Origin of the sequence: Luteimonas sp. TWI596 (genome assembly GCF_039674105.1) — a bacterium.
Lineage (GTDB): Bacteria > Pseudomonadota > Gammaproteobacteria > Xanthomonadales > Xanthomonadaceae > Luteimonas.
Window position 1 is genome coordinate 92,031 of sequence record NZ_JBDJMU010000016.1, and the last position, 12,466, is coordinate 104,496.

Annotated in this window: 7 protein-coding genes and 1 pseudogene; 5 read left to right on the plus strand and 3 right to left on the minus strand. The window is 67.1% G+C overall.

The features are described 5' to 3' along the window. The first annotated feature begins 30 nt into the window (after positions 1–30). The 3 genes from ABE487_RS13125 to ABE487_RS13135 all read left to right on the plus strand — a co-directional run bounded on the left by ABE487_RS13125 (position 31) and on the right by ABE487_RS13135 (position 5,569). Positions 31–1,335, plus strand: coding sequence for a TolC family protein (locus tag ABE487_RS13125; protein ID WP_346445122.1), 1,305 nt, complete (start codon positions 31–33; stop codon positions 1,333–1,335). Next, on the plus strand, positions 1,332–2,297 hold the full coding sequence (locus ABE487_RS13130) for an efflux RND transporter periplasmic adaptor subunit (protein WP_346445121.1): 966 nt from the start codon (positions 1,332–1,334) through the stop codon (positions 2,295–2,297). Before ABE487_RS13125 ends, ABE487_RS13130 begins: the two co-directional genes overlap by 4 nt. Positions 2,298–2,389: 92 nt before the next feature. Beyond that, a complete protein-coding gene (locus tag ABE487_RS13135) occupies positions 2,390–5,569 on the plus strand; it encodes a CusA/CzcA family heavy metal efflux RND transporter (protein WP_346451963.1) in 3,180 nt (1,059 codons plus the stop codon). 297 nt (positions 5,570–5,866) lie between these two features. Here the strand turns inward: ABE487_RS13135 and ABE487_RS13140 are convergent, their stop codons facing one another. Continuing rightward, positions 5,867–6,403 carry a hypothetical protein gene (locus tag ABE487_RS13140; protein ID WP_346451964.1) on the minus strand — a complete coding sequence of 179 codons (537 nt, stop codon included), beginning with the start codon at positions 6,401–6,403 and terminating at the stop codon, positions 5,867–5,869. A 235-nt stretch (positions 6,404–6,638) separates the two neighbouring features. On the opposite strand from ABE487_RS13140, the gene cml reads away from it, so the two are divergent. Both cml and ABE487_RS13150 read left to right on the plus strand, forming a co-directional pair. After that, complete coding sequence (gene cml, locus ABE487_RS13145; RefSeq protein ID WP_346445118.1) at positions 6,639–7,853, plus strand: CmlA/FloR family chloramphenicol efflux MFS transporter; 1,215 nt, start codon at positions 6,639–6,641, stop codon at positions 7,851–7,853. Between the two features lie 131 nt (positions 7,854–7,984). After that, positions 7,985–11,158, plus strand: a complete 3,174-nt coding sequence (locus ABE487_RS13150) for a hypothetical protein (protein ID WP_346451965.1) — start codon at positions 7,985–7,987, stop codon at positions 11,156–11,158. 294 nt (positions 11,159–11,452) lie between these two features. Here ABE487_RS13150 and ABE487_RS13155 read toward each other — a convergent pair whose 3' ends face one another. Together ABE487_RS13155 and ABE487_RS13160 are read right to left on the minus strand one after the other, a co-directional pair. Then, positions 11,453–11,782, minus strand: a complete 330-nt coding sequence (locus ABE487_RS13155) for a hypothetical protein (protein WP_346451966.1) — start codon at positions 11,780–11,782, stop codon at positions 11,453–11,455. 392 nt (positions 11,783–12,174) lie between these two features. Next, positions 12,175–12,354, minus strand: a pseudogene (locus ABE487_RS13160) (RHS repeat-associated core domain-containing protein); the annotation flags it as partial. Positions 12,355–12,466 lie beyond the last annotated feature (112 nt).

Genomic DNA, 12,466 nt, shown 5'->3' on the forward strand with positions numbered 1-12,466 from the left:
CGGCCGGCGCTCACGATCGGAGTGTGTCCCATGCTGTTGCGACTGGCGGCCTGCGCCGCCCTCGCCGTCGCGCCGTGCCTTGTGCCGGCGCAGGCGGCGCCTTCTGCTGCACTCGCTGTCCCGATGACGCCCGCCCCCGCGGCGGTGCAGGTCCTGACCCTGGACGCGGCGTTCGTGCGCGTCGCCGAGGCCCATCCCGACCTGCGCCTGGTCGATGGCCGCGGCGCGGTGCTCGCCGCCGAGCGCGATCTCGCCGCGCAGCGTCCACCGCTGGAAGCGGGCATCGAGATCGAGAACCTGGTGCCCGACGCGCCCACAAGCACCCTGGAAGCGACCTTGACGCTGGCTGGCGTGTTCGAGCGCGGCGGCAAGCCGGACGCGCGCCGCGCGTTGGCGCAAACCCGGATCGATGCGCTCGCGCTCCAGCGCGAAGCGGCGCGGGTGGACCTGCTCGCCGAGACCGCGCGCCGCTATCTGACCGCCGTGGTCGCGGCGCGACAACGCCGCCTGGCCGACGACGAGATCGCCGAGCAGGCCCGCGTGGTCGCGGCCGCACGCCGTCGCTTCGAAGCCGGCGCCGCCCCCGAGGCGGTCGCGCTCGCCGCGCAGGCGATGCAAGCCCAGGCCGAGCTGCGCCGCGCGCGCGCGCAAGCCGAAGGCGACGCCGCACGCCGCAGCCTGGCGATGCTCTGGGGCACGCCCGAGGCGGATTTCGCCGTGACCGACACCGATCCCCTGGCGCTGCCGGAGATCGCCACGTTCGCCGACCTGCGCGCCCTGCTCGAGCGCACGCCCGAACTGCGCCGATTCGGCGACCAACGCCGCATCGCAGAGGCCCGGCTGCAACTGGCGCGCAGCGCGCGCACGCCCGATGTCGGCTGGCAGTTGGGCGTGCGCCGCAGCCAGGACACCCGCGACGTCTCGCTGCTGGGCAGCCTCACGGTGCCGCTGGGCAGCGGCGCACGCGCGCAGCCGGAGATCCGCGCCGCCCAAGCCGAACTGGCGCTGCTCTCGGTCGAACGCGAGGCCGGCGATCGCGCACTGCAGGCCACGCTGGCCGAGGCGCACGGCCGTTACCTCGTCGAGCGTACGCAGGTGCAACGGCTGCAGGCCGACGTGCTGCCGCAGCTGGCGCGCGCCCTGGCCCAGACCGAACGCGCCTGGGCCGCGGGCGCTGCCACCTACCTCGAATGGGCGCAGCTGCTCGACGCCCGCCGCGACGCGCTGCGCCAACAACTCGACGCCGCCGAAGCCGCCCAACGTGCGCTGATCGAACTCCAGCGCCTGACCGGCGAGCCGCTCGCGCGGCCTGCCACCACCGGAGACACTCGATGACGACCCGATTGCCCGCCCGCGCACTGGCCCTGCTGCTGTTGATGGCGCTGGCCGGTTGCGGCGCGCCCGACAGCGCCCCCACCGCGAGCGCTGCCGACCACGACGACCCGCACGCTGGAGCCGACGAAGACGCGCACGGCCACGACACCGCCCTCGTCGTGCCCGACGCGATCGCACGCGACATCGGCCTGCGCACCGCACCCGCCGGGCCCGGCACGATCGCCGACCAGCACGAAGTGCAGGGCCTGCTGACCACGCTCGAGACCGGCAATGCCCGCGTCACCGCCCGCTTTCCCGGGCCGATCCGCCGCCTGCATGCCGAACTGGGCGATGTCGTGCGTGCCGGCCAGCCGCTGGCGACCATCGACAGCAACCTCAGCCTGTCGTCCTACACCGTGACCGCGCCGATCGGAGGCACCGTGCTCGCGCGCGACGCCGCGGTCGGACAGGTCGCCAGCGAAGGCGCGGTGCTCTACCAGATCGCCGACCTGTCGACGCTGTGGGTGGACCTGCACGTCTACGGCCGCGATGCAGAACACCTCGCGCCCGGCTCGCCGGTCACGATCACCCGGCTCGGCGACGGTGCGACCGCGCAGACCCGCATCGAGCGCGTCCTGCCCGCCACCGCGACCGCCAGCCAGAGCACGGTGTCGCGCGCGCGCCTGGACAACGCCGACGGCCAATGGCGCCCAGGCGCCGCGGTCCGCGCGCAGGTCACCGTCTCCCTGCAGCAGGCCGCGCTCGTGGTCCCACTGAGCGCACTGCAACGCATGGACGCGCGCGATGTGGTGTTCGTGCGCGAAGGCGAGCGCTACGAAGCGCGACCGGTGTCGCTGGGCCGCCGCGATGCACAGCAGGTCGAGATTCTCGACGGCATCGCCGCAGGTGACGATGTGGTGGTCGCGCAGAGCTACACGCTCAAGGCCGACCTCGAAAAAGCGGGGGCGACCCATGCGCACTGACACGATGCATCCCACGCTGCGCCGCACTCGCGGACACGCGCAGCGAGCGACCGCGCCCGCCGCCGCATCGGCCCTGCACGGAGCGCGCCCGGATGCTTGAGTCGATGATCCACCTGGCCATTCGCCATCGCTGGCTGGTCCTGCTGGCCACGCTTGCGCTGATCGCCGCCGGCGTCTGGAGCTTCCTGCGATTGCCGATCGACGCCACGCCCGACATCACCAATGTGCAGGTGCAGGTCACCACCGCCGCCCCCGGCTACGCCCCGCTGGAGACCGAGCAACGCATCACCTTCCCGATCGAAACCGCACTCGCCGGCCTGCCGCGCCTCGACCACACCCGGTCGCTGTCGGCCTACGGCCTGTCGCAGGTGACCGTGGTCTTCGAGGACGGCACCGACCTGTACTTCGCACGCCAGCAGGTGGCCGAACGGCTGCAGCAGGTCCGCGGCCAGGTGCCCGACGGGATCGAGCCCACGCTCGGCCCCGCGGCCACGGGCCTGGGCGAGATCTTCATGTACACCGTCGAGGCCGAAGCGGGCGCGCGCAAGCCCGATGGCAGCGCCTACACCGCGACCGACCTGCGCACGCTGCAGGACTGGGTGATCCGCCCGCAGCTGCGCACCGTGCCGGGCATCACCGAAGTCGACACCGTGGGCGGCTTCGCACGGCAGATCCACGTCACGCCCGACCCGGCGCGGCTGGTCGCGCTCGACGTGCGCTTCGACGACATCGTCGCCGCGATCGAGGCCAATACCCGCAACGTCGGCGCCGGCTACATCGAGCGCAACGGCCAGCAACTGCTGGTACGCGTGCCTGGGCAGGTCGCCGACATCGCGGCGATCGGCAACATCGTGCTGGTCCGGCGCGACGGCGTGCCGCTGCGCGTGCGCGATGTCGCGGACGTCGGCGAAGGCCGCGAACTGCGCACCGGGGCCGCGACCAAGGACGGCGGCGAGGTCGTGCTGGGCACGGTGTTCATGCTGGTCGGCGAGAACAGCCGCACCGTCGCACGCGCCGCGGCCGCGCGGCTGGAGGCCGCCAATGCCAGCCTGCCGGCCGGCGTACACGCGACCGCGGTGTACGACCGCACGGCCCTGGTCGACCGCACCGTCCGCACCGTGGCCCGCAACCTGATCGAAGGCGCGCTGCTGGTGGTCGTGGTGCTGTTCCTGCTGCTGGGCAACGCGCGCGCCGCGCTGCTCACCGCGCTGGTGATCCCGCTGACGATGCTGTTCACCATCATCGGCATGCGCCAGGGCGGCGTCTCGGGCAACCTGATGAGCCTGGGCGCACTGGACTTCGGACTGATCGTCGACGGCGCGGTGATCATCGTCGAAAACTGCCTGCGCCGCTTCGGCCAGGCACAACAACGGCTGGGCCGGCTGCTCGACACCGACGAGCGCCATGCGCTGGCAGCCAGCGCCACCGCCGAGGTCATCCGCCCCAGTCTGTTCGGCCTGGGCATCATCGCCGCGGTCTACGTGCCGGTGTTCGCACTCGACGGCGTCGAAGGCAAGATGTTCCACCCGATGGCGATCACCGTGGTGCTGGCGCTGACCGGCGCGATGCTGCTGTCGCTGACCTTCGTGCCGGCGTCGATCGCCCTGCTGCTGCGCGGCCGCGTGGCCGAGCACGAGAACCGCGCGATGCGTGCCGCCCGACGCGGCTATGCGCCGCTGCTCGACGGTGCGCTCCGCCATGGCCGCTGGCTGGTCGCCGGCGCCGCAGTGCTGGTGCTGGGGTGCGGCTGGCTGGCCACACGCCTGGGCAGCGAGTTCGTGCCGAGCCTGGACGAAGGCGACATCGCCCTGCATGCGATGCGCATTCCCGGCACCGGCATCGAGCAATCGGTGGCGATGCAGCGCGCGCTCGAACGGCGCCTGTTGCAAGCACCCGAGGTCGCGCACGTGTTCTCGCGCATCGGCACCGCCGAGGTCGCCAACGATCCGATGCCGCCGTCGGTCGCCGACACCTTCGTCATCCTGCATCCGCGTAGCGACTGGTCACAGCCGCGCAAGTCACGCGCCACGCTGGTGGCCGAGATCGAAGCGCTGGCGCAGGCGATGCCCGGCAGCAACTACGAGTTCACCCAGCCGATCCAGATGCGCTTCAACGAGTTGATCTCCGGCGTGCGCAGCGACGTGGCGGTGCGCATCCAGGGCGACGATCTCGAAGTGCTGCAACGCCTGGCCGGCCAGGTCGAAACCGTGCTGCGCAGCATCGACGGCGCCGCCGACGTACGCACCGAAGCCGTCGACGGCCTGCCACTGCTGGAGATCGCTCCCGACCCGCGCGCAATGGCCCGCTACGGCCTCAATCCCGGCGACGTCCAGCGCGTGGTCGCCGCCGCCATCGGCGGCCAGACCGCCGGCCAGTTGTTCGAAGGCGACCGCCGCTTCGACATCGTCGTGCGCCTGCCCGAGGGCCGACGCACGGACCCGGCCGCGCTCGCCGATCTGCCGATCCCGCTGGGCACCGCCCCGTCGCCCGACGAAGCCGGCCGCGACGAGGCCTGGGCCTCGGGCGCACCACGCACCGTGCCGCTGCGCGAGGTCGCCGACATCGAAACCCGGCTGGCCCCGAACCAGATCACTCGCGAAAACGGCAAGCGCCGCATCGTGGTCACCGCCAACGTGCGCGGCCGCGACCTTGGCGGCTTCGTCGAAGACCTGCAGACGCAGGTACGCGCGCGCGTGCCATTGCCGACCGGCACCTGGATCGACTACGGCGGCACCTTCGAGCAACTGGTCTCGGCCGGCCAGCGCCTGCGCCTGGTGGTGCCGGCGACGCTGGCTGCGATCCTGGTCCTGCTGTTCCTGGCGTTCGGATCGCTGCGCGATGCACTGGTGGTGTTCAGCGGCGTGCCGCTGGCACTGACCGGCGGCGTGCTGGCGCTCGCGGCGCGCGGCATCCCGCTGTCGATTTCTGCCGGCGTGGGCTTCATCGCGCTGTCGGGCGTGGCCGTCCTCAACGGCCTGGTGCTGGTGGGCTTCATCCGCCGCCTGCGCGCCGACGGCCTGCCGCTCGCGACGGCGATCCGCGACGGCGCCCTGACCCGCCTGCGCCCGGTGCTGATGACCGCCCTCGTCGCCTCGCTCGGCTTCGTGCCGATGGCCTTCAACGTCGGCGCCGGCGCGGAAGTGCAACGCCCGCTGGCCACCGTCGTCATCGGCGGCATCGTGTCCTCGACCCTGCTGACCCTGCTGGTGCTGCCCGTGCTGTACCGCTGGGCGCATCGGCGCGAGCGCCGGCCTGCCGATACAAGGGCGTGAACGATGTCCAAGCGCAATGCCCGTCGCAGACATGGCCGGACATCAGCTGGCGAGACGCAACCCACTGAAGTCCGGCTAACGAAGATCGCTGCCTGGCTCAGGGATGGCGAGCTGGCACTACTCGACGCATGCATCCTCCAATGTCGCATGCTGCATCAGCAGCATGCGCGTTGGGGCCAGCCGACGGTGCCAGTCGCCTGTTCGATCTCGCGCGGGACACGGCGCCGGTGCCGCTTGTCTGCCGCCAGACGTGGATCGAGATCTGCTGACTAATGGGCCACTCGCAACTAGGTTGCGTCAACCCAGCGCTCTGTAGATCGCAGGATTGAGGTCTCGGCACGATTCGCTTTCATTGCCCCGGTTCAACTCAACCCTGACCAATTCGCTAAATTCTGACCCATCCTCGAGACGCACACGCAGAGCAACTCCGCAATCGAACCAGCGATTCGTCTCGAAGACCTTTTCAACTTGGATCTGCGAGCCAAGCGTCAGCCGCCGCCGATACGCCACCTCCGACCCGCCGACGCCGGGCGGGGGAATCAGAGCGACGTAACTCGTAGCAGCGCCGGAGTGCGCCCTGATCCCGTAGGCATCGATGGCGCCCACGATTTCGTACCGCCTGCCGACCAGAACGCTGTACGCAGGTTCGTCACTGACGTCTTCAAGCGCGACCTCCGAGCAGGATTGCATCAGTAGTAACACTGGCAGCAGCGGAATCCACCTATATGTCGCCTTCACTCTTTCCACCGCGTCGCGCGATACCCGACGCTCACTGTATTTGAATAGCCTCACGCCGACCACGATGGTCCGCGATAGCCGCTGCTCCGCCGCCATCTTTCACATGCGGCTGAGGACCCAGCTTGCACCTGCCTGGAGTTCGCAACCGATGTTGACTAGAGTCTGCAGTTCAATCGCGCCTTCAGGCATCCCCGGCATGGCAGCAGGCCCTTCCACAGAGCGCTAAGCCGCAGCGACGTGTTCGACCAGTCGTTGCGGCGGTCTTTCCTCGATCTCGCATTCACGAGCAGGCAGATCGCCGCCAGATTCCACTCTGCGCGGGGGCTTTGCCATGTCCGACAACAACTCGCCCACCTGGGCCTACTCCGTGCCATCGACGTTGCTGTTGATGGTCCCGTTCGATCTGCTCGCCTCGCTGGCGATGGATGTCTACCTGCCGGTGGTGCCGCAGATGCCCGCCGCGCTGGCCACATCGCCTGGGATCATCCAACTCACGCTCAGCGCCTACATCCTGATTCTGGGCGTGGGCCAACTCCTCTTCGGCCCACTCTCGGACCGGATCGGGCGCCGCCCCGTCGTGCTCGGCGGGGCCGTTGCCTATGCGCTCGCGTCCTTGTTGCTGGCCGTAGCCAGTAGCGGGAGCCAATTCCTGCTGCTGCGTGTGATCCAGGCCCTGGGCGCATCCGCCGCCCTCGTGGGCACGTTCGCCACGGTGCGCGACGTGTATGCCGACAAGCCCGAAAGCACGACCCTCTACGGCGTGTTCAGCGCGATCCTGGCGTTCGTGCCCGCGTTGGGCCCGATTCTGGGCGCCGTGGTGGCGCTGGCCTTGGGCTGGCGGGCGATCTTCGTCCTGCTCGGTGCAATGGCGGTCCTCGCACTGGTGCGCGCCTGGCCGCGCTGGCACGAAACCCGGCCCGTGACCACGTCGACCCAAGGCCCGCGCCTTGCATCGATCCTGCGCAACCGGGCCTTCTGGGTCTATACGCTCGGATTCGGCACCGCCATGGGCAGCTTCTTCGTGTTCTTCTCCATCGCGCCCCGGGTCCTGATGGCCGGCGCGGGTTGGAGCCAGATCAAATTCAGCCTGGCCTTCTCCACGGCAGCGCTGGCGATGATCCTCACCACGCGCGCCATCCCGGCATGCGTGCGACGCTGGGGCATCCAGGGCTGCTTTGTACGAGGAAGTTGCACCATCGCCTTCGGCGCGATCGTCCTGGCCGCGTGTGCGGCATCGATCGAGCCCGGCTTCGTCAGCTTCGTCATGCCGATGTGGGTGATGTGCGTGGGCATCGTGCTGGTCGTGTCCGTGACCGCAAATGGCGCCCTCGGCGATTTCGCGGATGCGGCCGGCACCGCCGTCGCCCTGTACTACGCCATCCAGAGCCTGATCGTCAGCGGATTGGGGACCTTGTCGGTGCTGACGTTCAATGGCGCGACCCCCTGGCCGCTCGTGGCGTATGCCCTGGCCATGTCGACGGCAAGCCTCGCCGGGCTCGCACTGCTGCGACGGACCTCCGACTTGCGCCCGCGTTCCGGAGACTGAATGTGACGCGTTTGGCGAACTACGACGTCTGGGTTAGGGGGTGTCCCTAGCTCGCGCGCCCCACATGTCTCTGGACAATGGAGGACGCGCCCTGATGGGCGCGTTGCCCATTCCTGCCAGGGAGCAAACCGATGGCGATCGATGGTATCAACGCAGCCCGCGTCTCCGACACCTCCAGCGTACCGGCCGACTACACCTCACCCAGCCGTGCCGAACTCACCGAACTGGCAAAAGCGCTGCACGATGTCGGCGAGCGCAGCGGCAAGAAGGACGACTACGACCGCCGCCTGCAGGCGCTGGCCTCCGAATTCCTGCCCACGCTGAGCCAGGAGGACCGCGGGCGCTTCCTGGGCGCGATCCTGGACCGCGACAAGGGCGCGCTGAAATCCTGGCTGCAGAGCGATCGTCTCGACAAGCTGGTCGACGACGGCCGGCTCGGCGAGAACGACCGGCAGCGGGTGGTCGATGCCGTCGAGCGCGGCTACGCCGACCAGCATGTGGAGCCGGACAAGGCGTCGGAGTTCATCGACACCGCCAAGGTGGACAAGGCGAGCGACCGGCCATCGGACGCACCGAGCAAGGACGACCTCGTCGACCTGCACAAGTCGCTGCACGACGTCGGCGAACGCCGCGCGCGCAAGGACGACTACGACAAGCGGCTTGCGGCCCTGGCCACCGACGACCGGTTCCTCAGTGGCCTGGACGACAACGATCGCGGCCGGTTCATGGGCGTGGTGTTCGAACGCGACAAGGGCGCGCTCGGCTCCTGGCTGCAGAGCGACCGCCTCGACAAGCTGGTCGACCAGGGCCGCATCGACGACAGCGATCGCAAGCGCGTCGTCGACAGTGTCGAGCGCGGCTATGCCGATGGCCACATCGACGAGAGCCGCGCATCGGAGTTCATCGATACCGACAAGGCCGACGAACGCGCACGCAAGCCGGCCTCCGGCGACGACAAGGACAAAGACAAGGCCGCCCCGAAGTCTGTGACCGAGGACGGCTACAAGGTGGCCGGGGCCAAGGAGGACGTGGTCTACGACGACATCAAGCAAGTGTCCTACCCCGGCGAGTTCGACGACGGCTGGCTGCGCGTGGACACCAAGGGAGGGGACAAGCTGGCGGTCAGCCCCTCGGACGCCCCGGACCTGCACGCGCTGGCCGAGCGCAAGTATCTCGATGACGGCCAAGGCACTGTCGACCAGACCCGCGAGAACGCGCGCCTGCCCGCGAGCAAGGACACCGACCTGTTCGCCCTGAAGACCGACGTCGAACAGGACGGCGAGAAGCTCAGCGTCGGCGAGGCCGCGATGAAGCTGACGATCGACGAGATCAAAGGGCGCAGCGACCTCTACGACGGCAGCGCCCAAGCCCAATTCCTGCGCCTGGTCGAGGCCCGCAGCGCGGTCACCAACGGACGCCCGATCCATCCGGTCTACGAGGACCGCATCAGCGGTGCGTTCAAGAGCACCCGGACTCGCACCGAGAACCTTGTCCGACTCGAGCAAGCGGACATGCAGGAGATCTTCGACGAGCGCGCGGTCAATCGCGAACTCGATTCGGCGATGCGCAACGAACAGGTCGCCGAACTCTACCAATCCAAGCTCACCGAGGCCGTCGGCAAGGTGCCGGAAGACGAGCGCAACAAGCTGGCCGATCGCCTGGAAAAGGTCGTCGGCAGCGCCGACTACGTGAAGGAAGCCAACCAGCTCGACGCAAGCGAACGCCCACTGGCGAAAGCCGACGTCGAGGACGCACTCTCGCAACTGGCGCTGATCGACCCCGAACGCGCCGGCGAGGCCGGCCAGACCTTCGCGCTCAATGCGCTGGCCGGCGAGATCGACACGGTCTTCGCCGATCCCGAGCTCGTGAGCTCGGAGGCGCGCGTGGATGCGGTGGACGCGGGCCTGGGTGCGATCAAGAACGGCATCGGCAAGGCGGAACTGCCCTTTGACATGGCAGGCAAGCTCGACAGCGTGCTGAAGGCCGACGACACCGTCAAACAGGACTTCTCCAAGCTGCTCGACGGCATGCGCAACGGTGGGCACGACGACATCGACCAGGTCTTCTCCGACACCATGTTCGCCAGCGACAAGCGCGCCCAGTCCGACATGCGCAGCCTGGTCAGCGACCTGTCCTCGAACGGCCTGCTGCCGGCCGTCACCGGTGCGATCGGCATGACCCAGACGATCCGCTCGCTGGTGCGCGACGGCCTGGGCGAAACGCCCGAGGAAATCCTCGGCACCGTGGGTGGCGTGCTGGGCATGGCCGCATCGCTCGAAAGCGGGCCCACCCTGCTCAAGAACGTGGCATCGACCCTCGACGGCTCGGCGACCGATCTACTGGGCATGCGCAACGAGGACACCAAGCGCCTGGGGCTGGAGAGCGTCCACACCAATCACGCTACCCGCACCTATCGCAACGCAGTCGCCGACGCGCCCCACGGCCCCGGCAAGCTCGCCGTCCCGGACCAGGACAAGATCGCTGACGGCCTCAAGGACCGACTGGGCGATGCCAGCGACAGCAAGTTCGACCGGCGCGTGGACGCGACGATGAAGGTGGCCTCCAAGCTGAACGGCCACGCGACCGGCATGCTCGGTGTCGTCACCGGCGGCATGGGCCTGGGCGATGCCGACTCCGATGCCGACCGGGCCGCCGGCGTACTCGGCGTCATTTCCGGCTCGACCGATGCGCTCACCGGCATCGTCGGCGAACTGACCAAGGACGGCCAACTGCGTCCGGGCGTGAACCGGTTCCTGGCCGCCGCCGGCGGCGAAGGCGCCGCGGTGGCCGGCCAGCGGATCGCCGGCGCCATCGCACGCGGTGCAGGCCCGGTGGGCTTCGTGCTCACCGCCGTCTCCGAGCTGATCTCGGTGTTCACAGGCAACGCCAAGGCCAAGAAGACCGCCAACGAACAGCACGACTGGTTCAACGCACTGGCCGACGACGGCGTCATACAGTCCGACTGGAACGTCAAATACGACTACGCACGCACCACGCTGGGCGAGTTCGACAACCTGCACAACGACCACGTCAAGAACGCCCGGGCACTCAAGAGCTCTGACTGGGGCGGCCGCCAGGCGCCGGAAGACCGAAGCATCTTCGACTTCCACCGCGACGAGTTCGCGCACTTCAAGCAGGAGTGGGAGAAGAACCGTGGCGCGCCCACTTACGTCACGTTCCTCGACCCTGACAAGCGCAAGGCGGACTTCAAGCGCGAAGCCGACGCCATGGACGAGGTCAAGGCCTACATGAAGGAGCACCCGACCTATCACCCGGGGCATAACGATTGGGTGCTAGAGCCGTAAGGCCACGTGCCAAGAGCCCGCATCAGCAAAAGGACGAGGACCGGGGAACGATCAATGCCCAGATAGAAATTGAAAACCCTTGCCACTAAACTAATTGAAAATAAAACAGATTTTATTCTATGCAGCTTTACAACAATTAATTAACACGCAATAATAAGCAGAAAAAGCAATTGAGATCAAAATCCAAATTAAGAAATGATTGTCGAATCGATAGCATTTCCAATAACAGCAATAGCAAAACCACCACACCGAATCAAACAGCAGTTAAATAGCCCAACCTATCCGCCCCTCCGGTCAATCATAATAGACCAGAGACATCGCCTTAAAATAGTCGTCAATTGAATCGATTTTTCCTTTAATAGTTTTCCCTCTTTTCCTTGCAAGATGGCCGAGCTCATACAATATGATTCCGTAACCAGAATCCCACTCATTTCCGCGGCGAGCCGCTAGCTCAACCGAAAAACGATCCTGAGGCCTCAATTTTCCAGCTGGCAAGCCGAGCTCATGGGCAGCGTGCTCCAAAAGCTCAATCACTAAAACTTTTTCCAATCCACTCTCTTTGTAGTAGATATTAAAAAAATCATCTGGCGACAACTCTTCCCGCGCATTAACCATATCTGACACAGCTACTCTCCTACCAAAGCCGAACAACCGCAGTAGGCCATAGTGCCAACGTCGTAAAATCCCTCCCAAACTGTTGTCACTACAGCGGCGCGACCAAGGAGCCTACCCACATTGCTCACAGGAACCTGAACCTGGGGACCGAAGTTCCGTCCATTGAAAGCACGCTGCCCTGCTTGGCCAATTTTCGAGCCCACTGAGTGCTGCCAAGATGTTGCATGCGATGCCGTGCTCATTCCTGACCCGGTATATCCAACTACTGCATTCCCGGCGGCATTAGCTACCTGAGCACCAGAAGCAACATCTCCCAACGTAGAAGTGCCTTCTTTACCCGCAGGGCCAAGCTTCCCCCAGTCCCATTTGTTCTCGCCGACGCAGTCTGCGAATGACTGCTTCAACCCATCAGGATCAATCAGCGATAGCGGGTTCCCACTGACATAAGTGTACGTATTCAACCCCCCCTTTAAGCCAATCGGATCGCTCTGCAAGTATGTCCCGGCACGCCCGTCGTAGTCGCGGAAGCCGTTGTACCAGAAGCCGGTCTCCGCATCGTAGTACTGCCCGGGGAATCCCAAGGGCGGTCTCAAGAATCAAGTGCAACACGTGATTTGAAGTCGATGATTTCCCTCTCCATCACCTGGGCTGGTGTTGCCCAGCCGAGCGTCTTGCGCGGTCGCCCGTTCATCA

Coding starts and splice junctions, on each gene's coding strand:
- ABE487_RS13125 (WP_346445122.1), top strand. CDS start 31: ATGCTGTTGCGACTGGCGGCCTGCGCCGCCCTCGCCGTCGCGCCGTGC.
- ABE487_RS13130 (WP_346445121.1), top strand. CDS start 1,332: ATGACGACCCGATTGCCCGCCCGCGCACTGGCCCTGCTGCTGTTGATG.
- ABE487_RS13135 (WP_346451963.1), top strand. CDS start 2,390: ATGCTTGAGTCGATGATCCACCTGGCCATTCGCCATCGCTGGCTGGTC.
- ABE487_RS13140 (WP_346451964.1), bottom strand. CDS start 6,403: ATGGCGGCGGAGCAGCGGCTATCGCGGACCATCGTGGTCGGCGTGAGG.
- cml (WP_346445118.1), top strand. CDS start 6,639: ATGTCCGACAACAACTCGCCCACCTGGGCCTACTCCGTGCCATCGACG.
- ABE487_RS13150 (WP_346451965.1), top strand. CDS start 7,985: ATGGCGATCGATGGTATCAACGCAGCCCGCGTCTCCGACACCTCCAGC.